Annotated in this window: 20 protein-coding genes and 3 tRNA genes; 6 read left to right on the forward strand and 17 right to left on the reverse strand. The window is 60.8% G+C overall.

Annotated elements, in window-relative coordinates; all coding sequences use genetic code 11:
- Position 1 precedes the first annotated feature (1 nt).
- Positions 2-412, forward strand: a complete 411-nt coding sequence (locus tag GLS_RS00985; protein ID WP_041110632.1) for an Ivy family c-type lysozyme inhibitor — start codon at positions 2-4, stop codon at positions 410-412.
- Positions 413-453: 41 nt separating this feature from the next.
- Here GLS_RS00985 and GLS_RS00990 read toward each other — a convergent pair.
- From GLS_RS00990 to gpt, 3 genes are all read right to left on the reverse strand, one after another.
- Positions 454-530, reverse strand: a tRNA-Arg gene (locus tag GLS_RS00990).
- Positions 531-548: 18 nt separating this feature from the next.
- Positions 549-625, reverse strand: a tRNA-Pro gene (locus GLS_RS00995).
- 48 nt (positions 626-673) lie between these two features.
- Positions 674-1180 carry a xanthine phosphoribosyltransferase gene (gpt, locus tag GLS_RS01000; RefSeq protein ID WP_011251768.1) on the reverse strand — a complete coding sequence of 169 codons (507 nt, stop codon included), beginning with the start codon at positions 1178-1180 and terminating at the stop codon, positions 674-676.
- A 70-nt stretch (positions 1181-1250) separates the two neighbouring features.
- Between gpt and GLS_RS01005 the strand changes: the two genes are divergently transcribed.
- Positions 1251-2477, forward strand: coding sequence for an MFS transporter (locus GLS_RS01005; protein ID WP_041110634.1), 1227 nt, complete (start codon positions 1251-1253; stop codon positions 2475-2477).
- A 70-nt stretch (positions 2478-2547) separates the two neighbouring features.
- Here the strand turns inward: GLS_RS01005 and GLS_RS01010 are convergent.
- The 4 genes from GLS_RS01010 to ispH all read right to left on the reverse strand — a co-directional run bounded on the left by GLS_RS01010 (position 2548) and on the right by ispH (position 5146).
- Positions 2548-2623, reverse strand: a tRNA-Asn gene (locus GLS_RS01010).
- A 110-nt stretch (positions 2624-2733) separates the two neighbouring features.
- Positions 2734-3186 carry a ribonuclease HI gene (gene rnhA / locus GLS_RS01015; protein WP_041110635.1) on the reverse strand — a complete coding sequence of 151 codons (453 nt, stop codon included), beginning with the start codon at positions 3184-3186 and terminating at the stop codon, positions 2734-2736.
- Positions 3179-4129 carry a homoserine kinase gene (locus GLS_RS01020; protein WP_041110636.1) on the reverse strand — a complete coding sequence of 317 codons (951 nt, stop codon included), beginning with the start codon at positions 4127-4129 and terminating at the stop codon, positions 3179-3181. Before GLS_RS01020 ends, rnhA begins: the two co-directional genes overlap by 8 nt.
- A 6-nt stretch (positions 4130-4135) precedes the next feature.
- Entirely contained in the window at positions 4136-5146 is a 1011-nt protein-coding gene (gene ispH / locus GLS_RS01025) for a 4-hydroxy-3-methylbut-2-enyl diphosphate reductase (RefSeq protein ID WP_041110638.1), read from the reverse strand.
- A gap of 102 nt (positions 5147-5248) precedes the next feature.
- On the opposite strand from ispH, the gene GLS_RS01030 reads away from it, so the two are divergent.
- Complete coding sequence (locus GLS_RS01030) at positions 5249-5842, forward strand: hypothetical protein (protein WP_011251773.1); 594 nt, start codon at positions 5249-5251, stop codon at positions 5840-5842.
- 132 nt (positions 5843-5974) lie between these two features.
- Complete coding sequence (locus GLS_RS01035; protein ID WP_041112531.1) at positions 5975-7858, forward strand: OPT family oligopeptide transporter; 1884 nt, start codon at positions 5975-5977, stop codon at positions 7856-7858.
- Positions 7859-7881: 23 nt separating this feature from the next.
- On the opposite strand, the gene GLS_RS01040 is transcribed toward GLS_RS01035, so the two are convergent.
- The 3 genes from GLS_RS01040 to GLS_RS01050 all read right to left on the reverse strand — a co-directional run bounded on the left by GLS_RS01040 (position 7882) and on the right by GLS_RS01050 (position 9835).
- A complete protein-coding gene (locus GLS_RS01040; protein WP_041110640.1) occupies positions 7882-8439 on the reverse strand; it encodes a hypothetical protein in 558 nt (185 codons plus the stop codon).
- Positions 8440-8655: 216 nt separating this feature from the next.
- A complete protein-coding gene (locus GLS_RS01045; protein ID WP_041110642.1) occupies positions 8656-9228 on the reverse strand; it encodes a cob(I)yrinic acid a,c-diamide adenosyltransferase in 573 nt (190 codons plus the stop codon).
- Positions 9229-9244: 16 nt separating this feature from the next.
- Entirely contained in the window at positions 9245-9835 is a 591-nt protein-coding gene (locus tag GLS_RS01050) for a DUF4142 domain-containing protein (RefSeq protein WP_052327408.1), read from the reverse strand.
- A 116-nt stretch (positions 9836-9951) separates the two neighbouring features.
- Here GLS_RS01050 and GLS_RS01055 point away from each other — a divergent pair, with 116 nt between their 5' ends.
- Entirely contained in the window at positions 9952-10383 is a 432-nt protein-coding gene (locus tag GLS_RS01055) for a DUF423 domain-containing protein (RefSeq protein WP_041110644.1), read from the forward strand.
- Positions 10384-10389: 6 nt separating this feature from the next.
- Here GLS_RS01055 and GLS_RS01060 read toward each other — a convergent pair whose 3' ends face one another.
- Positions 10390-10722 carry a hypothetical protein gene (locus tag GLS_RS01060; RefSeq protein WP_041110646.1) on the reverse strand — a complete coding sequence of 111 codons (333 nt, stop codon included), beginning with the start codon at positions 10720-10722 and terminating at the stop codon, positions 10390-10392.
- Positions 10723-10796: 74 nt separating this feature from the next.
- Here GLS_RS01060 and GLS_RS01065 point away from each other — a divergent pair, with 74 nt between their 5' ends.
- Positions 10797-11336, forward strand: a complete 540-nt coding sequence (locus GLS_RS01065) for a TlpA family protein disulfide reductase (protein WP_041110648.1) — start codon at positions 10797-10799, stop codon at positions 11334-11336.
- A gap of 42 nt (positions 11337-11378) precedes the next feature.
- Here the strand turns inward: GLS_RS01065 and GLS_RS01070 are convergent, their stop codons facing one another.
- The 6 genes from GLS_RS01070 to leuC all read right to left on the reverse strand — a co-directional run bounded on the left by GLS_RS01070 (position 11379) and on the right by leuC (position 18832).
- A complete protein-coding gene (locus GLS_RS01070; RefSeq protein WP_041112533.1) occupies positions 11379-13067 on the reverse strand; it encodes a M3 family oligoendopeptidase in 1689 nt (562 codons plus the stop codon).
- Between the two features lie 41 nt (positions 13068-13108).
- Complete coding sequence (locus GLS_RS01075) at positions 13109-14320, reverse strand: pyridoxal phosphate-dependent aminotransferase (protein ID WP_041110650.1); 1212 nt, start codon at positions 14318-14320, stop codon at positions 13109-13111.
- On the reverse strand, positions 14317-15519 hold the full coding sequence (locus tag GLS_RS01080) for a pyridoxal phosphate-dependent aminotransferase (protein WP_041112534.1): 1203 nt from the start codon (positions 15517-15519) through the stop codon (positions 14317-14319). The genes GLS_RS01075 and GLS_RS01080 overlap by 4 nt, the downstream gene beginning before the upstream one ends.
- 153 nt (positions 15520-15672) lie before the next feature.
- Positions 15673-16782, reverse strand: a complete 1110-nt coding sequence (leuB, locus tag GLS_RS01085; RefSeq protein ID WP_041110652.1) for a 3-isopropylmalate dehydrogenase — start codon at positions 16780-16782, stop codon at positions 15673-15675.
- Entirely contained in the window at positions 16779-17405 is a 627-nt protein-coding gene (gene leuD, locus GLS_RS01090; RefSeq protein WP_041110654.1) for a 3-isopropylmalate dehydratase small subunit, read from the reverse strand. The genes leuB and leuD overlap by 4 nt, the downstream gene beginning before the upstream one ends.
- Positions 17405-18832 carry a 3-isopropylmalate dehydratase large subunit gene (gene leuC, locus GLS_RS01095; protein WP_041110656.1) on the reverse strand — a complete coding sequence of 476 codons (1428 nt, stop codon included), beginning with the start codon at positions 18830-18832 and terminating at the stop codon, positions 17405-17407. Before leuC ends, leuD begins: the two co-directional genes overlap by 1 nt.
- Positions 18833-18837: the final 5 nt, after the last annotated feature.

Genomic DNA, 18837 nt, shown 5'->3' on the forward strand with positions numbered 1-18837 from the left:
AATGCGGATAACCAGACTGCTTCCTGTCATTCTCGCACTTGCGACACTCCGGACAGTCTCGGCTGCGACACCACCGACAACGGCTGAGCTGGCGACCGAAAACGGGTTCAGGCAGGCTTATCAGACCATGTTGACCCTTCCGACATGGGTGACGACAGCCCAGGCGACGTCCGTACCCGTCAGCATTTTCAGCCTGGCGGGCAAGCCCTACATTCTGGGCCATATGTGTCGCCCACATGACTGTGCCGCGGAGCAACTGGAAGTCGTATTCGCGAAGGATCATTCAGCAGCCTGGGGCCTTCTGAGCCTCAAGGACGAGAGATCGCTCAGGCAGAACTTTCTGGGCGCACCGGACGCAGCCATGCAGAAAGTTCTTCTCAAAGCCTATCAGGATAATAATCCATCAGACTGAAATTAAAGGAAATCAGGCGCCAGTTGAGCCTGGGGAATGGCTGGCGCGCCCTACTGGATTCGAACCAGTGACCCACAGCTTAGAAGGCTGTTGCTCTATCCAGCTGAGCTAAGGGCGCATCAATGAAGCCATTAACTGGTCGGGGCGCCCGGACTCGAACCGGGGGCCTCTTGTACCCAAAACAAGCGCGCTACCAGGCTGCGCCACGCCCCGAACCGGCCGGAACCTAGGATGTCTGACCGGTCGAGGCAAGGGGGTTTTTTATTCGCCTTCACTTCTCACGAGCGGAGGCACGAAAAGCGGCGCCGTATCCCACGGGAACAGGACCCAGGTGTCCTGAGCGACTTCCGTCACGTAATGATCGGTGAAAGGCTTGCCTTCGGGCTTGGCGTAGAGGCAGGCGAACACGGCCTTGGGCAGCAGTTCACGCACGATACGGGCGGTTACACCCGAATCCACGAGATCGTCCACGATCAGGAAGCCTTCACCATCGCCGGCGGCAACAGGCGGCTTGACGACCTTCGGCTCGTGCTGCGTGCCTTCCTCGCCGGCATAGCTGATGACCGAGACGCTCTCGATCAGGCGGCAGCCCATTTCGCGCCCGAGAATGGCGGCGGGGATCAGGCCACCACGGGTAATGGCGACGATTCCACGGAAAGGACCATGCTTCTGCATGAGGGTTGCGGCCAGAAGGCGCGCGTCACGATGGAGCTGGTCCCAGGTGACGGTCGCATAATGAACGGTTTGGGGGGTCTGATTGGCTGTCATGGTCTTCCTCTGCCTTCCGTCTCGTAATTTTGCAATAAACTTGAGCGACGGAAATGCCTAAAGTGCCGCAATGATCGATCCGGCCCTGCGCTCTCTCCCCGGCCTTCCGTCCCTGATTGTCGGAAGAATTTTCTCACAGCTCTCAGCGACCACCATGACGATCGCCATCGGATGGCAGGTCTACGCGCTGACGCATGATGTAGCGTCTCTGGGCTATCTGGGTCTGGCGCAGTTCCTGCCCATGGTACCGCTGACCTTTGTCGCCGGTCATGTCGCGGACCGCTTCAACCGGCGCAGCATCGTCCTGATCTGTCAGGTCTGCGAAATCCTGGCCACTGCGACACTGGCCTTCGGGGCCGCGTTTCATCTGCTGACAACAGGCGCCATTTATACGTTCGCGGCGTTCTACGGTGTTCTGAGAAGCTTCGAGATGCCGTGCCAGCAGGCTTTCCTGCCCGCAATCGCCCCGCCCGCCCTTCTGCCCCGGGCACAGGCCATGCTTTCGTCGCTGTTCATGACTTCCTCCATTGTCGGGCCAAGTCTGGGGGGTCTGCTCTACGGCATTGGACCGGTCGTCTGCTACGGGCTCTCCACGGCCGGATTCACAGTGGCTTTTGCCGGAACATTCTCGCTCAGACTGCTTCATACCGTTCCGGCCAAGGAACCGATCACGTTCGCTTCGGTCTTTGCGGGTCTGTCCTTCCTCAATCGCCGCCGGGACCTTCTGGGAGCCATCACCCTCGACCTCTTTGCCGTACTGCTGGGGGGCGCGACAGCCATGCTGCCAGTCTATGCAGACGGTATCCTGCATGTCGGACCCATCGGTCTGGGGCTGCTGCGTGCGGCTCCAGCCGTTGGGGCGCTTCTGATGTCCTGGGGCCTGTCACGCTATCCGCTGAAGGGGCGCACCGGCCTCATCATGTTCATGGCTGTCATCATGTTCGGCATTGCGACGATCGTCTTTGGTGCATCCCATACGGTGTGGCTCTCGATCGTGGCCCTGATGGTTCTTGGAGCCTCCGACGTCATCAGCGTGGTGATCCGCTCCTCGCTGATCCAGCTGGCCACACCGGATTCGATGCGCGGACGGGTTTCGGCGGTGAACACGCTGTTCATCGGCTCCAGCAATCAGCTCGGCGAATTCGAGAGCGGCATGCTCGGAACCGCGATCGGACCGGAAGCCGCCGTCATCGTCGGTGGCATTGGGACTATTCTGGTGGCGGCTGTCTGGGCCCGCTTCTTCCCGCGCCTGTGGGCGCTCGACCGCCTGGAAGACATCTTTCCGGAGGAGCAGTAAGCCCAGAAATGCAAAAAGCTCCCGAGAGGGAGCTTTGTTTGCGGCCGGAGCAGCTTTCCGAAGGAAAGGCTGGCTCCCGAAGTAGGACTCGAACCTACGACCCAGCGATTAACAGTCGCTTGCTCTACCAACTGAGCTATTCGGGACCGGCGAGGTGGTATGTAGCCAAATGGTCGGGGTCGGTAAAGCCCCTAAATGAACTTTTTTTGTCGATTTTTTCGTTTCTCTTCAAAGACCTGAGAAAAACCGTCATTTTTCAGAGTTCTTCACGCCCCCGGGTGGCGAGTTGATCCACGCGTTCGTTGTTCTCGTCGCCCGAATGACCCTTGACCCAGAGCCAGTCGATCTCATGCGGTTTCGCGGCTTCCAGGATCCGCTGCCACAGATCCATATTGGCCACGGGATCGCCTGCCGCATTGCGCCACTTCCGGCGCACCCAGCCCGTATGCCAGCGGGTGATGCCGTTGCGCAAATACTCGCTGTCCGTATGCAGCGTCACGATGCAGGGACGTTTGAGCGCTTCGAGCGCCTCGGCCGCAGCTGTCAGTTCCATGCGGTTGTTGGTGGTTTCCGGGTCGCCGCCCAGAAGTTCCTTTTCCTGACCGCGGCAGACCAGAAGCGCCCCCCATCCACCGGGGCCCGGATTGGGTTTGCATCCCCCATCCGTCCAGATTTCAACCCGGGGACGTTCTCCGGGCGCCTCAGACATGAGACGCGCCTTGGAAATGACGCAGGCGCCGCAGATAGGCCAGCGGATCCTTGCGGGTCACCAAGGCATCAGCGGGGGTGTTGATCCAGTCGTAAAGCCGTGTCAGCAGAAAGCGGATCGCAGCGCCCTGACACAGGATCGGTAGCGCGGCTTTTTCTGCGTCACTCAAGGGACGAACGCTCTCGTACCCCTGCATGATGGCGGCGGCGAAAGACGGCTCGAATGTCTTTTCGTCCCGGAAACACCAAGCATTCAGGCAGATCGCCAGATCGTAGGCCAGAAAATCCGTGCAGGCGAAATAGAAATCGATCAGCCCCGAGACCTGCCCGTTCTGGAAAAAAACGTTGTCCGGAAACAGGTCCGCATGGATCTGCCCGCGCGGCAGATCGGCTGTTGCCGGCCATGCAGCCTCGACGTTCTGAAGCACCTTGCGGACTTCAGCAGTCAAACCGGGTGAAAGCGCGTCTCCGCTGTCACCGCAACTGTCGAGCAGCGGCCCCCAGGCTGCCGGAGACAGGGCATTCGGCCGGACGGCATCATACCCTTCGCCAGCGATGTGCAGCCGGGCCAGCACCTTGCCGAGTTCGAGACACAGGTTCGCGTCAAGCTGCGTTGCGGAAACGCCGGGAAGAAATGTCGTAATGGCGGCCGGGCGGTCTGCAAGGCTGCGCAGGGCAGTCCCGCTCCGGTCCGATACGGGAAGCGGGCAGTTCAGCCCCCTGCCCGCCAGATACTGCATGAGCCCCAGAAACCATGGAAGTTCACGGGCATTCACACGCCGTTCGAACAGCGTGAGAATGAAATCCCCCTCCGTCGTCCGGAGGAGGAAGTTGCTGTTTTCGACACCCTCGGCGATGCCATGAAACGAGACCAGCGTCCCGATATCGTAAGTGCCAAGAAACGCCTCGAGCGTCTCGGCCGCCAGTTCCGTATAGACGGCCATGAGAAATCAGTCGTCCTCGCCAGCCAGCGGACCGGGCAGACGGAAGTTGATGTTCTCTTCCTTGACGATCCGCTCTTCGATCTTGAGCGTGTATTTCTCGGCCAGAGCCGTCACCATTTCCTGCACGAGGCTCTCGGGAGCGGACGCACCGGCACTGATGCCCAGCGTCTCCACGCCTTCAAGGACGCTCCAGTCAAGGTTTTCGAGCTTCGGCACCAGTAGCGCACGACGCGCGCCGGAACGTTCGGCCACTTCCCGCAGACGCTGCGAGTTGGACGAGTTCGGCGAGCCGATCACGATCACAAGATCGCTCTCGGGCGCGATGGCCTTCACGGCTTCCTGACGGTTGGTCGTGGCGTAGCAGATGTCTTCGCGCTTCGGCCCTTCGATGAGCGGGAAACGCGAACGCAGGATGTCCACGATCTCGGCCGTGTCATCGACCGAAAGCGTCGTCTGCGTGATGAAGGCGAGCTTCGTCGGGTCTTCCGGCTGGATCGTGCGGGCTTCTTCCGCATCGTTGATCAGCGTGACAGCGCCCGGCGGAAGCTGGCCCATCGTGCCCACGACTTCCGGATGGCCGGCATGACCGATCATCAGGATGTGACGCTGGTCCGGGCCACCGCCTGCGAAATGACGCTCTGCCTCACGATGCACCTTCGAGACCAGCGGGCAGGTCGCGTCCAGATAGAGCAGGTTGCGGCGCTGGGCCTCTGCCGGGACAGCCTTGGGAACGCCATGAGCGGAGAAAACGACATGTCCGTCTTCGGGAACTTCATCCAGTTCCTCGACGAAAATGGCGCCCTTGGCTTCCAGTCCTTCAACAACGGTCCGGTTATGGACGATTTCGTGGCGGACATAGACCGGAGCGCCATAACGGCGCAGCGCCTCTTCCACGACACGGATGGCGCGGTCCACACCGGCACAGAATCCACGCGGACCGGCGAGCAGGACGCGAAGGGTTTTATGGGCTTCCACACCATCGGTGCGGGAAGGAGCGAAAGTCGTCTGTTCTGACATGGTGTTCCCCAAGCGGGCGGAGTTCGATATGTAGGACCAGTATCGACCGGATTGCCTCTCGTCGCAACGTCCGGGCCGCTTTGTTGGGAGTTTCTTCAGCTGATGCCAGCCATCCGGCGCCTCGCCTCGCCCCTGTTTGCTCCGGCTTTTGCCCTTGTGGCGCTTTCGAGTCTGGCCGGCTGCGACGAATCCAACCCGAGTTTCTTCGCACCTGCCTGCCCGACGCTCGATATCCCGGGTTCGGCAGCGGACCAGTTCGTCTATGACGGCAAGAGCGCGGATATCGGCAGTCTCGTCAGCCATGCCCAGATCGCTTCCCTCTCCGGGGACTGCGAACGTGGTCCGGATGGTCCGCATGGCCACCAGACGGTCCGCACCCGACTGAGCCTTGCGATGAACCTGACCCGTGGTCCGGCTGCGACCAGCAGCACGATCGACGTGCCGTATTTCATCGTCATCATGCGTGACGGCAAAATCGTGGACAAGAAGGTCTTCACCGACAGCTTCCGCTTCCCGGCCAATGTCAGCACGCAATCGGTGCGGACGAACCTGCGCCTGATCGATCTTCCTGCCACGGACAACATGACGCAGGAAAATCCCTATACGCTTGAGATCGGCTACCAGCTGACGCATGGCGAACTCGGGTATAACCGCGAGCATCTCGCACCGGTCTCCTTCCACAGCCACACACAGTAACCAGAGCGCCGGGTCAGCCCTTCAGACACAGGCGGCAGCCCGTTATTTCATGATAACGGACTGCCGCGAATGGCCCGGCATACGGACACGGCGGAATGTTCCGTGCCGGCTATCATTTCGGAACAGAAACACATGGACAGTCGCGAACTGACCCTCCGCGGGATTATTCTCGGAGCCCTCATCACGGTCGTCTTTACGGCAGCGAACGTCTATCTGGGCCTCAAGATCGGCCTGACTTTCGGCTCGTCCATTCCCGCCACGATCATCTCGATGGCCGTTCTGCGCCTTATGGGCGGCGGGACCATGCTGGAAAACAACATGGTCCAGACCCAGGCTTCCGCGGCCGGAACCCTGTCCTGTGTGTTCGCCGCACTCCCGGCCCTGATCATGGTCGGATACTGGCATGAATTTCCCTATGTCATCACGCTTCTGCTGACGATGGCGGGCGGTATGACGGGCGTTGTCTTTACCATTCCGCTGCGACGCGCGCTCGTGAGCAACTCCGATCTGCCCTACCCCGAAGGCACGGCCTGCGCGGAAATCCTGCGCGCCTCCTCTCCCGAAGGTGATGCCCGGAGCCTGAGATCCCTCACCCTCGGCACCATCGTTTCAGGTGCCGTTGCCTTCGCAACCTCGGGACTACGTCTTCTGTCAGACGGGTTCTCTGCCGCAACCGTCGTGGGATCGTCCGCTTTCCGTCTGAATGGCAGCTTTTCGCTGGCCCTTCTGGGAACGGGCTATCTGGTCGGGATCGGTGGCGGGATTGCCATGCTGCTCGGTGTGTTTCTGGCATGGGGCATCATGGTGCCGGTTCTGGGCCATCTCGCCCCTTCAGCCACCCCACTGGCAGACGCAACGGGCCTCTGGCTGCACAAGGTGCGGTTCATCGGCGCTGGCACCATTGCCGTTGCCGCGATCTGGACCCTGCTGGCCCTCGCGAAGCCCGTGGCCCAAGGGCTGAAAGAAGCGCTCTCCGTCACTCATCTGGCAACGGGAGATGACAGTGACCGCGATCTGACGTCCCGGACGCTGATTGCCCTGTGTGCAGGCCTCGCAGTGCTGCTGGCAGGACTGTTCGCCTATTTCCTGTGGCCTGTCATACCGCATGGGGGTGCGCTGGCCACCCTGATCCTGCTGGGACTGATCGCCTGCTTCGGGCTGGGCTTTCTGGTCGCCAGCGCCTGCGGCTACATGGCCGGGATCATCGGGTCTTCGTCCTCGCCGATTTCTGGCGTAGGGATCATTGCCATCATTGCCATTTCGGTCGCCCTGTGGGGGCTGGAAAGCACTGGACTGCTGAGTGTCGAACAGCGCCCCATAGCCATTGCTTTCGGACTTTTCGTGCTGTCTGCCATTACGGCCTCTGCAGCTGTTTCCAATGACAACCTGCAGGACCTCAAGACCGGTCAGCTTGTTGGAGCGGCGCCCTGGCGGCAGGAAGTTGCCCTGCTGATCGGCTGTGTGGTTGGGGCGATCGTCATCCCCTGGGTGCTTCAGGTCCTGTATCAGGCCTACGGATTTGCCGGAGCCATGCCACGAGAGGGTATGGACCCGTCGCGCGCGCTTGCCGCGCCGCAGCCTGCGCTGATGGCCGCCATCGCCACCGGTATCCTGACCCACCAGCTTGACTGGCTCATGCTGGAAATCGGAGCGGCCCTTGGCGTGCTTCTGGTCGTTCTGGATGTCGTGCTGCACCGGCGCAATCTGGCCCTTCCGCCGCTGGCGGTCGGGATGGGCATCTATCTTCCGGCAGATGTCTCGGTCACGATCGGAATTGGTGCGGGGCTGGGATGGCTGCTGCGTCGCTTCCCCAAGGAACAGGGAACGATGATCGCGTCAGGCTTCATTGTGGGAGAGAGCCTGATCGGCGTGGCGCTCGCCGCCATGGCGGGAGCGACGGGAAGCGCCGATACACTGGCGCTTCCTGTTCCGACCCTGCTGAATGCAGGGCTGGGTTGGGCAGTTTTCTGTGGCGTCCTGCTCTGGTTCGGGCGGCAGGTCCGACAGTCAGACTGAGCCCGGCTGGGTGAAGCCCGGGATCAGGCCTTCACCCACCACTGTACCGGCTCCTGCTCGACCACTTCCGTCTCTGCCATTTCCGCTGCTGCGGGAGCAGCTTCCTTGCGGGGGCGGCCGACAGGACGGGGCGCACGACGTGCAGCCTCGGCAGCCTGTTCGCGGGCCTGATGCAGACACGCCTTCAGCGTCTGGATCGCATCCTGGTTTTCACGCAGTTCGCGGTTCAGTTCGGTGATCTGGATTTTCGCATGGGCTTCGCGCGTCTCGAACGCCTTGAGCTGTGAGCGGACTTCCATCAGGCTCCGCTCGGCTTCTTCCCAGCGGCGCTGCTCGCGCTTGACCGACTGGCGCAGGCGCTCGATTTCTTCCTGGTCTTCCTGACTGGGATTGCGCGCGGCAATTCCGCGGCCTCCCTGATGTTCGACCACAACCTGCCCGTCACGGACGAAACGCCGGCGACGTTCGGGAGTGGGTGTAAGAGGCCGGGGCTTGGAAGAGCGGGAGGAGGCTCCTGCCCCCAGACGGGCCAGAGCCTGTCGCAGCTTGTCTTCTTCGTTAACCTGATGCTCGTCCTGCATTCTGTATTCTTCAACCAATATGATATTTGTAGATTTCGTCCCTGCCGGACAGGCCTGCCAAAAAGACAGAAAAGCTGACCGGACCTCGGCCCACCCAGCAACGACTTGCCCTGACAAGGATATGAAAAGTCGACTCGTCTGGAGGAACTCCAGCGTTCTGACGCGAGTTTCCTAGCACTTCACCGGCATTCTGTCATCAGGACAATAAGCGAAGGCTTATATTTTCTTCTGGTGCCAGCGTCCCGGAGACCAGAGAATATCCGTTTCACCATGATTATTGGCGTGACGGGCAAGAACAAAGAAGTAATCGGACAGTCTGTTCAGGAAACGAAGTGTTTCTGCAGGCACCTGTTCGAGCACGGCCACCCGGCGTTCGGCCCGTCGCGCGACGGTTCTGGCCAGATGCGCGTGCGCTGCGACGAGGCTCCCGCCGGGCAGGACAAAGCTTCTGAGCTCCTGCTGGGACTGGCGCATCTCCTCCAGCCGGTCTTCAAGCCAGAGACTGGCTTCCGCAGTCAGGCTGGGAGCGCGGTCCGGATCGGGCAGACAGAGATCCGCGCCGAGATCGAACAGACAGGACTGGATCTGCCGGACTTCGTCTTCAAGACCGGCACTCCGGGTGTCCTGTGCCATGTAACAGCACAGGACACCCAGCTGGGCATTGAGTTCATCAACAGTCCCCATCGCTTCGATACGGTCAGACGACTTGGAAACGCGTGTCCCGTCTCCAAGTGACGTCTGTCCCCCGTCTCCGCCACGGGTCACGATCCTGTCGATGCGGATGCTCATGCCCTGATCCTGCTGCTTAGCGGCTTCTTTTATGCTTGGCGTGATGGCTGATCGTGCGATCGCCCATCAGGTCATGCGCACGGGACGTGTGATCCGTCAGCATCTTGTCCGTATCCGAAGCAAGGGTCTTCACATCCGCCGTACCGCCCGAAGCCTTGGCCGTCGTAATCGCCTTGGTCAGGTCTGCCGTGCGGGTGCTCACGACATCACGCAGGAACATGCGATCAAACGCTGCCCCATAGAGATGCGAGAACGAATCGACATGCTCCTGATCGGCCGCATCGATCTTGGCAGCCACGGTCAGGTTGCCATCCGAGGCAATCTTGGCGACGGCCTTCTGATTGGTCGTGTGATCCGCCTGAACGGTTGACGCGAATGCCTTGATCACGTCGCTGTTGCTGTGCGTGGCGGCGAGTGTCGCAATGGCGATCTGCGTCTGGTCCATCTCATCGATCTGCTGGATGAAGGCCGCGTCCGCCGTGGTCAGCTTGTAGGTGGATGCCACGCTCGAAAGAGCAGGAGCCGGCGGCGCATCCGGAGCATTACAGGCGGCCAGACCGGCAAGAAGGCCGGCGGACAGGCACAGACGGAGATACGAAACAGTCATCGAAGCTTCCTTTTTCAAACGCACCTGACCTCAAAAGGACAGGCCGCGACAGACTGACACTCCACTCATGACAGTCTCTCATTCGCTGTTCAGACAACACATGATACATTCACGGCATGTCCGCAAATCCTGTCCGCGCCAGTCTGCCCGATCCGATCCGGGGAAGTTTCATTTTCGCCACCCTTTTGGCGGCTTCCGGCGTCATGCTCGGCGCATTGTCCGCCCATCTTCCGGACAGGCTTTTTGCCGTTCCGGGTGGACGGGCCATGCTGCATTCCGCAGTCGAGATCCAGATGTGGCATGCGCTGGGCCTTTGCGTACTGTCCCTGAACGCCTCCCGTCTCTCGCCGAAACTGATCCGTCTGTCCTGTCTGTGCATGGCGGTGGGCATGGTGCTGTTCTGCGTGCCGGTCACACTGCTCGCCCTGTTCAATCTCAGACTGGGCCCCATGTCCGTAGGACGGATCGCCCCTTATGGCGGGACGATGCTCATGATTGCCTGGTGCCTGGCCGCGGCATCCGCCCTGCGGCGCCCGTTCCGGGACTGAGTCCCGTCAGACGCGGGTTTTTCTGATTCGCTGAAAAATCAGCAGACCAATTGCCTGCACGCCAAGCGCCAGAAGGAAGCAGGCAATCATGATCCCCGTCAGGATCAGCTGTTCGCGTCCAAGACCGGATTCAATATGAAACAGGCTGTAGAGCTCCTGCCAGGCGGGTGTTCCCGCCACATGCTGCGCAAGCTTGATCGCCGGCTGCCAGAAGCGGAACACCGATGCGAAGGCGAGCGTCAAACCCACGAGAATTACGGTCCGGATCAGGGTTTCCGCAACGCTGATCTCGCGCGGCGACGTCACGTCCGGGCGTGATGGTGTTTTTTTCAAACGCATGACCTTTCGTCAAAACTGGGCTTTAATCATCTGTTCCCGTCGTTCTGCGTTATGGCATGCAGAGGACAACATCAATGAAAGCCTTTTTCATGCGCCGCTCCCTTCTTGCCGCTGCCGGCCTCGGTCTGGCGCTTACCGCAACCCTTCCCGCTCATGCCGCGTCCACGGAAGTGACCCCGACACCTGCTCCGCAACTGGCTGAAACGTCCGCGCCACCCGTCGCCACGCCCTATCCGGACACGACAGTCGCCCATGATCAAGTGGCGCAGGCCTTCGCTCTGGCGGAGAAGACCCATCGCAAGGTTCTGCTCGATTTCGGTGGCAACTGGTGCCCGGACTGCAAGATGCTCAGCGGCATTTTTGCCCTGCCCGACGCGGCGCAATGGCTGGACAGCCAGTTCGTCGTCGTCCCGGTCAATGTGGGGCGCATCAATACCAATCTTGATCTGGCCGCACGCTATGGCGTGACCATCAAGGCCGTCCCCACCGTCATCATCGTGACACCGGACGGCCACGCCCTGAACGGCGACGGCTCCACAGCTCTGGGCAATGCCCGCAGCATGTCACCACAGGCTGTTCTGGACCTCATTTCCAGCTGGAACAAACGCGGCTAAGCCCCTGAGGCTCCGGCTTTTTCCGGAGCCTCAAGTTCCCACTCAGAGAGCAAGCACCTGCTCGGCCTCATGCACGACTTCCGCCAGGACATCCGCCTCGAACGGAGAGGTCAGCCCGGCCTCAGAGACAAGCTGCGCGAAGGGCTTCGAGCCACCTTCAGCGCAAAGCTTTCGGTAAGTTTCCAGCGTCCCTTCGCGATCAAGACGCGAGCCCAGCCAGAGCTGCAATGCGCAACACTGCGCCAGCGCGTAGTCGATGTAATAGAACGGCAGCCGGTAGATATGCAGCTGCGCCTGCCAGCGTCCGCCCTTCGCCGGATAGGCCAGATCGCCCCAGTCCCGCCACGGCATATAAAGCTTCTCCAGCCGCTGCCAGGTCTGATGACGCTCTTCCGGTGTCATTTCCGGACGGGCGTAGACTTCATGCTGGAAGTGATCCACGCAAACGCCATACGGGAAGAACGACAGCGCGTCGATCAGATGCATCCGACGGTACCGGTCCGCCGCACCATCCTCGACCAGAGCGCCAATCTGCGGCCAGGTCAGGAACTCCAGCCCCATGGAATGGATTTCAGCCGCTTCCATGGTCGGCCAGAGCTGATCGATCCACGGCAGGTCACGGCTTTTCCAGTTCTGGAAAGCGTGGCCCATTTCATGGGTGAAAACGCCGATATCATTATGGGTGCCATTGAAATTGGCGAAGATGTAAGGCGTTCCAACTGTCGGAAAAGAGGTGCAGAACCCGCCCCCGGCCTTGCCCTCACGGTTCTTCAGATCAAGATAATCCAGATCCCGCATCTGGGCGTAGAAATCGGCCATCTCGCCTGACGGATCGAGATCGCGGAACATACCTTCCGCACGCGCGACAAGAAGATCATGATCGCCCGCAGGTCCAGGATTACCCTGAAGGTCGATGAGCGCCTCATCCCACGCCATCACCTTGTCCCAGCCCATTTTCAGGCGCCGGCGTTCGATCAGCGAACTGATCAGTGGCGTGACATAGGCCAGGACTTTCTCACGGAAAGCCGCGACCTGCTCGGGCCCATAATCCGTCCGCCGCATCCGGCGATACCCAAGTTCGATATAGTTCTCGAAACCGAGCGTCTTTGCCATCCGGTCACGCAGGGCGACGAGCTTGCCGTAAAGAGCATCGAGTTCGGCACCGTTTTCCTCAAAGAAGGCCCAACGCGCCGCCTCGGCAGCATGACGGACATCCCGGTCCATTCCCTGAAGATACGGCACCAGTCCCGACAGGTTGAGCGTCTTGCCGTCGAAAGGGATTTTCGCGGCTGCCAGAAGGGCCGTGTATTCCCCCGCAAGCCGTGCCTCTTCCTCAAGATCCGTGCTGATGCGCGGATCGAAGGTCGTCGTGTCAGATTCCCAGAGCCGCACCACATGCGGCGTCACGATGGCTTCAAGTCCCTCGCGGTCAGGATCGGCCAGAAGGCGCTTCTTGACCGTCACCTCATGATCGGTCGCGACCGGAGACAGCCGGTCGGCATAGTCACGATCAGCCTTCGCCGCTTCATCCTGCGTATTGCGCGAAAACTGCAGATGCACATGCGACGCCCATGACTCATACTCGCGCCGGACTGCATCAAACGCGTGCAGGGCTTCCACACGGTCGCCTGCATCAAGCAGGGACGCGATGGCATCATAACGGGCCTTGAGAGACTGTTCGTCAGGCCGGAGGAAAGACAGTTCGGAAAAGGGAGGGATTGTCTTCGTCATGGCATAATTCTGCCATTCCCCGGCCCTTGCGTCCATGCCTGTCAGACGGTCCGGATATCGCCCACAAACTGCGCGATACGACGGCAGGCTTCGACCAGTTGCTCATCCGAAGCAGCAAAGGAGAGGCGCAGATACGGGCTGTATCCGAACGCCGAGCCCGGCACGGTCGCGACATGCGCCTCGTCCAGAAGTGCCTCCGCAAAAGCCACATCCGTGTCGAGCAACCGTCCCTGCCCCGATGTGCCACCAATCAGGGCCGCAACCCCCGGATAGGCATAGAACGCACCATCCGGCATCACACAGGTCAGACCCGGGACCTGCTGCAAGGCCCCCACGACCAGACCGCGTCGGCGCTCATAGGTTTCCAGCATCCGGGCGATCCCGTCAGCGTCTCCATCCAGTGCTGCGACTGATCCGGCCTGTGCGAGCGTGCACACGCCGGACGTGGAATTGCCCTGCACCGCGATCATGGCCTGAATCAGCGGGACCGGGCCACAGGCGAACCCCACGCGCCAGCCCGTCATGGCATAGGCCTTGGCCATCCCGTTTACGATCAGGATACGGTCCGCCAGATCCGGCGCGACACTTAGCAGGGAGAGGTGTTTCTTCCCGTCAAACGTCAGATGCTCATAGATCTCGTCGCTCATCACGAGGACATGCGGCGCCTCGCGCAGGACATCTGCGATGGCTTCAAGATCCTGACGCTCAAGAATTGCACCGGTCGGATTGTTCGGGAAATTCAGAACCAGCCATTTCGTCCGCGGCGTAATGGCCTCACGGATCGCTTCAGGGTCAGGGCGGAAGCCATTTTCTTCCCGACAGCGGATCTCGACCGGAACCCCGCCCAGCATCCGGGTAATCAGCGGATAGCTGACCCAGTACGGCGCGGGCACAATGACTTCGTCCCCGACTTCCAGCGATGCCATCAGCGCGTTGAAAATGACCTGCTTGCCACCATTCGCAACCATGATCCGGTCAGACGTAACGTCCAGAGCGTTATCACGACGGAACTTCCGGATAATGGCGTCAATCAGCGGCTTCTGACCGGGGATCGGCGGGTAACCGGTATCCCCAGCCTTTGCTGCGGCATAAGCGGCTTCGATCGCTTCGGGCGGCGACGGAAAATCCGGCTGCCCGAGTGCAAGCGAAATGACATCCGCCCCCTGTGCCTTCAGTTCACGCGCGCGTGCTGCCATTGCGATGGTTGCGGGACGGGGAAGATCAGCCAGGCGGGATGCGATGGTGAAACTCATGAAAGCCCTCGGCAGAAATTCTGGATCCGGGTGCAGGCTTCCTTCAGAAGCTCCGTGCTGGTCGCATAAGAGATCCGGAAATAACCCGGCGTCAGGAACGCCGTGCCATGCACGGCAGCAACACCGGTTTCCTCAAGCAGAGCCGTCACGAAGGCTTCGTCACCATCAATGAGGCGGCCGCCTTTGCTCGTCTTGCCCAATGTTCCGGCGATGGACGGAAACGCATAGAAAGCGCCTTCTGGAAGAGCGCAGGACAAACCCGGAGCCTCATTCAGCATCCCGATCACGAGATTGCGCCGCTCCTGATAAACCGCGACCATTTCGGAAATAAAGTCCTGCGGTCCGGAGACAGCTTCCTGTGCGGCAGCCTGGGCAATGGAGCACGGATTGCTCGTGCTCTGCCCCTGGAGCTTGATGAGCTGTCGCGTCAGCTCGACGGGCGCTGCCGAAAATCCGATGCGCCAGCCTGTCATGGCATAGGCCTTGGACACACCGTTCATGGTCACGGTACGCGAGCGCAGACGCGGCTCGACCTGAACCACGGTCTTAGCAACAGCCCCGTCGTACAGGAGCTTGGCGTACATATCGTCTGTGAGGATCCAGATATCCGGATAGTCCAACAGCACATCCGTCAGCGCCTTGAGAGCCTCGGTATCGTAAGCCGCGCCTGTCGGATTGCAGGGCGAATTGAGACAGAGCCACTTTGTCCGGGGCGTAATCGCGGCGCGAAGCTGTTCGGCCGTCAGACGGAAGCCGTTTTCCGGGTCGGTCTGGACAATGACGGGCGTACCATCGGCCAGCGTCACGATGTCGGGATAGGAGACCCAGGCAGGAGCCGGAATGATGACCTCATCCCCTGCATTCAGGGTCGAGACCATGACATTGTAAATGACCTGCTTTCCGCCCGTGGAGACGCAGATTTCCTCGGCCTTATAATCAAGATCGAAATCAGCGTTCAGACGCGCCGCCACGGCCTTGCGCAGTTCGAGTGTGCCTGCCACGTCCGTGTATTTGGTCTTGCCGGCCTCAATGGCCCGGATCGCTGCCCGCTTGATGAAGTCAGGCGTATCGAAATCCGGCTCGCCTGCGGAAAGGCTGATGACATCGCGGCCCTCGGCCTTCAGGGCACGGGCTTTCTGGGTCACGGCAATCGTCTGGCTGGGCAGAATACGGTTCAGACGGTCGGCAATAAAGGACATGACAGGCTTCCGGATCATTTTGGCGGCACGATCCTAGACGCGTTCCAGCCGCTTTGACCACAGGGGGCCCGGCTCCAATCAACAAAAAAAGGCGCCTTCCCTTTCGGAAGACGCCTTGAGGCCGACAATGCGGGAAAGCCTGTCGTGGAAAAATCAGGCCAGCTTTTCCATTTCGCGAAGCACCGCCTGCCCCATCATTTCGGTGCCGACTCGAGCCATTCCCGGTGACATGATGTCGCCGGTCCGCAGACCCGAAGCCAGGACATTCGAAACCGCCGTCTCGATCAGGTCGGCATCCTCGGTACGATTGAGCGAGTAACGCAGCAGCATGGCGAACGAAAGGATCTGGGCCAGCGGATTGGCGATCCCCTTGCCTGCAATGTCCGGTGCGCTGCCATGGATCGGTTCGTACAGGGCATTGCGCTTGCCATCCGCGCGAACCGGGCCAAGCGTGGCCGAAGGCAGCATGCCAAGCGAGCCCGTCAGCATGGAGGCCAGATCGGACAGGATGTCGCCGAACAGGTTGCCTGTGACGATAACGTCGAACTGGTTCGGGTCGCGGACCAGCTGCATCGCGCAGTTATCCGCCAGCATGTGGGACAGCTGGACGTCCGGATATTCACGCTTGTGGACGTCTGTCACGACCTCCTTCCACAGGAGGCCGCTTTCCATGACATTGCACTTCTCAACCGAGCAGACACGGTTGTCGCGCTTGCGGGCAAGATCGAAAGCCACACGGGCCACGCGCTCGATTTCAGACGTCGTGTAGACTTCCGTATTGATACCGCGGCGCGAGCCATCGGGCAGCGTCTCGATCCCGCGCGGCTCACCGAAATAGATGCCCCCGACCGTCTCACGGACGATCATCAGGTCCAGTCCGCGCACGACTTCAGGCTTCAGCGCGGACGCATCAATCAGGGCATCGAACAGCTTGGCGGGACGCAGATTGGCAAACAGTTCAAGTTCCTTGCGGAGCTTGAGGATCGCCACTTCGGGGCGCTTGTCGAAGCCCACATGGCTCCAGGCCGGATCGCCCACCGAGCCGAACAGCACCGCGTCAGACTGACGGGCCAGTTCAATGACCTCATCACGGATCGGCACGCCATGTACGGCAAGAGATGCGGCGCCGACGAGCTCTTCCGTGATGTCCAGTTTCAGGCCGCGATGTGCGCTCATCCAGTGCACGATCCGTGCGACTTCGCGCATGACTTCCGGGCCGATCCCGTCTCCGGCCAGAACCAGAAGCTTGTATGCGTCGCTCATTTCACAGTCCCTATGGTAATTGACGGCACCCAGGCACGGCTCGGACGATGCTCGAAACTGGTGATCTCGGCATCATGCGCCATGGTCTGCCCGATATCGTCCAGACCTTCGAGCAGCATGTGACGGCGGAAAGGATCGACATCGAACGGAATGCTCTCCCCGTTGGGGCGTACGATCACCTGACGCTCCAGATCCACCGTCAGGCGCGAATTCGCTCCCTGACGGGCATCATCCATCAGTTCGTCACAGATCTCGCGCGGCAGACGGATCGGGAGAATGCCGTTCTTGAAGCAGTTATTGAAAAAGATGTCGGCAAAGCTGGGCGCAATAACGCAGCGGATTCCGAAATCCAGCAGCGCCCAGGGCGCATGCTCACGCGAGGATCCGCATCCCAGATTATCGTACGTGATCAGGATTTCAGCGTGCCGGTAAGGCTCCTGATTGAGCACGAAATCCGGCTTTTCGTTGCCATCTGCGTCATAGCGCTGGGCCGCGAAAGCGTTCTTGCCCAGACCTGTCCGCTGGATGGTCTTGAGAAAGCGCGCCGGAATGATCTGATCCGTATCGATATTCTCGGTCGGCATCGGCGCCGCAATGGCGGTCAGTTCCGTGAACTTGTCCATCAGACGGTCTCCTTCACCAGTTCACGCACATCGCACAGACGTCCCGTGACAGCGGCTGCGGCAGCCATGGCGGGCGAACACAGATGTGTCCGGCCATCCGGGCCCTGACGTCCTTCAAAGTTACGGTTGGAGGTCGAGGCGCAGCGCTGACCCGGCGTCAAACGGTCCGGGTTCATCCCCAGACACATCGAGCATCCCGCCTCACGCCATTCGAACCCGGCATCCAGAAAGACCTTGTCCAACCCTTCAGCCTCAGCCGCATGCTTCACCAGACCGGAGCCCGGCACGATCATGGCGCGAACACCTTCCGCGACATGCCGTCCGCGGACCACGTCCGCAGCAGCGCGCAGGTCTTCCAGACGGCTGTTCGTGCAGGAGCCGATGAACACAACATCCACCGGCGTCCCGGCGATCTTCTGCCCCGCTTCAAGACCCATATAATCCAGGGCGCGCTGGATCTGGGCTGCACGGGCCGGATCGGGCTCATCAGACGGAGACGGCACCGAACCATCGATCGGCAGCACGTCCTGCGGGCTGGTACCCCACGTCACGGACGGGATGATTTCTTCAGCGGCGAGCGTGACTTCCGTATCGAAATAGGCGCCATCGTCAGAGGCAAGGCTGCGCCAGTAGTCGCAGGCCTGCTCGAACGCTTCGCCCTTCGGTGCAAACGGACGGCCCTTCACATAGGCGAAGGTCGTTTCGTCGGGTGCCACCAGACCGGCACGCGCGCCGGCTTCGATGGACATGTTGCACAGCGTCATACGGCCGGCCATGTCCAGATCGCGGATTGCGGATCCCGCAAATTCAATGACATGACCGGTGCCACCAGCGGTACCGATCCGGCCGATGATGGCCAGCATGATGTCTTTCGCCGTCACGCCGGGGCCGACCTTGCCCTCGACGGAGACGCGCATGTTCTTCGCCGGCTTTTGCAGGATTGTCTGGGTCGCCAGCACGTGTTCGACTTCGGACGTACCAATGCCAAACGCCAGCGAGCCGAGCGCGCCATGCGTGGAGGTGTGGCTGTCGCCACAGACGATCGTCATGCCTGGCAGGGAAATGCCCTGCTCCGGCCCGACAACATGCACGATGCCCTGAGAGGCGGAGCGCAGCGGGAAATAGGGGACGCCGAATTCGGCGACATTCTTCTCAAGCGTTTCGATCTGGAGGCGGCTCTGCGGCTCCTCGATCGGCTTGGAACGGTCGGACGTGGGGACATTGTGGTCCGCCACGGCCACCGTGGCATCCGGACGACGCACGCGGCGCCCGGACATCCGCAGGCCTTCGAAAGCCTGCGGACTTGTCACCTCGTGGACGAGGTGCCGGTCGATGTAGAGGATGCACGTCCCGTCCTCGAGACGTTCGACGACATGATCGTCCCAGATCTTGTCAAAAAGGGTTCTGGGCGAATTGGTAACGGGCATCCTGT

The organism is Gluconobacter oxydans DSM 3504, from assembly GCF_000583855.1.
GTDB classification, from domain to species: domain Bacteria; phylum Pseudomonadota; class Alphaproteobacteria; order Acetobacterales; family Acetobacteraceae; genus Gluconobacter; species Gluconobacter oxydans.

Bases quoted from the DNA above. Each gene is read 5' to 3' on its own strand.
- GLS_RS01035 (WP_041112531.1), top strand. From the start codon at position 5,975: ATGGACAGTCGCGAACTGACCCTCCGCGGGATTATTCTCGGAGCCCTC.
- GLS_RS01030 (WP_011251773.1), top strand. From the start codon at position 5,249: ATGCCAGCCATCCGGCGCCTCGCCTCGCCCCTGTTTGCTCCGGCTTTT.
- GLS_RS01055 (WP_041110644.1), top strand. From the start codon at position 9,952: ATGTCCGCAAATCCTGTCCGCGCCAGTCTGCCCGATCCGATCCGGGGA.
- GLS_RS01040 (WP_041110640.1), bottom strand. From the start codon at position 8,439: ATGCAGGACGAGCATCAGGTTAACGAAGAAGACAAGCTGCGACAGGCT.
- leuD (WP_041110654.1), bottom strand. From the start codon at position 17,405: ATGGACAAGTTCACGGAACTGACCGCCATTGCGGCGCCGATGCCGACC.
- GLS_RS01065 (WP_041110648.1), top strand. From the start codon at position 10,797: ATGAAAGCCTTTTTCATGCGCCGCTCCCTTCTTGCCGCTGCCGGCCTC.
- ispH (WP_041110638.1), bottom strand. From the start codon at position 5,146: ATGTCAGAACAGACGACTTTCGCTCCTTCCCGCACCGATGGTGTGGAA.
- GLS_RS01050 (WP_052327408.1), bottom strand. From the start codon at position 9,835: ATGACTGTTTCGTATCTCCGTCTGTGCCTGTCCGCCGGCCTTCTTGCC.
- GLS_RS01020 (WP_041110636.1), bottom strand. From the start codon at position 4,129: ATGGCCGTCTATACGGAACTGGCGGCCGAGACGCTCGAGGCGTTTCTT.
- GLS_RS01080 (WP_041112534.1), bottom strand. From the start codon at position 15,519: ATGTCCTTTATTGCCGACCGTCTGAACCGTATTCTGCCCAGCCAGACG.
- GLS_RS01060 (WP_041110646.1), bottom strand. From the start codon at position 10,722: ATGCGTTTGAAAAAAACACCATCACGCCCGGACGTGACGTCGCCGCGC.
- GLS_RS01075 (WP_041110650.1), bottom strand. From the start codon at position 14,320: ATGAGTTTCACCATCGCATCCCGCCTGGCTGATCTTCCCCGTCCCGCA.
- GLS_RS00985 (WP_041110632.1), top strand. From the start codon at position 2: ATGCGGATAACCAGACTGCTTCCTGTCATTCTCGCACTTGCGACACTC.
- leuC (WP_041110656.1), bottom strand. From the start codon at position 18,832: ATGCCCGTTACCAATTCGCCCAGAACCCTTTTTGACAAGATCTGGGAC.
- gpt (WP_011251768.1), bottom strand. From the start codon at position 1,180: ATGACAGCCAATCAGACCCCCCAAACCGTTCATTATGCGACCGTCACC.
- GLS_RS01045 (WP_041110642.1), bottom strand. From the start codon at position 9,228: ATGAGCATCCGCATCGACAGGATCGTGACCCGTGGCGGAGACGGGGGA.
- rnhA (WP_041110635.1), bottom strand. From the start codon at position 3,186: ATGTCTGAGGCGCCCGGAGAACGTCCCCGGGTTGAAATCTGGACGGAT.
- GLS_RS01005 (WP_041110634.1), top strand. From the start codon at position 1,251: ATGATCGATCCGGCCCTGCGCTCTCTCCCCGGCCTTCCGTCCCTGATT.
- leuB (WP_041110652.1), bottom strand. From the start codon at position 16,782: ATGAGCGACGCATACAAGCTTCTGGTTCTGGCCGGAGACGGGATCGGC.
- GLS_RS01070 (WP_041112533.1), bottom strand. From the start codon at position 13,067: ATGACGAAGACAATCCCTCCCTTTTCCGAACTGTCTTTCCTCCGGCCT.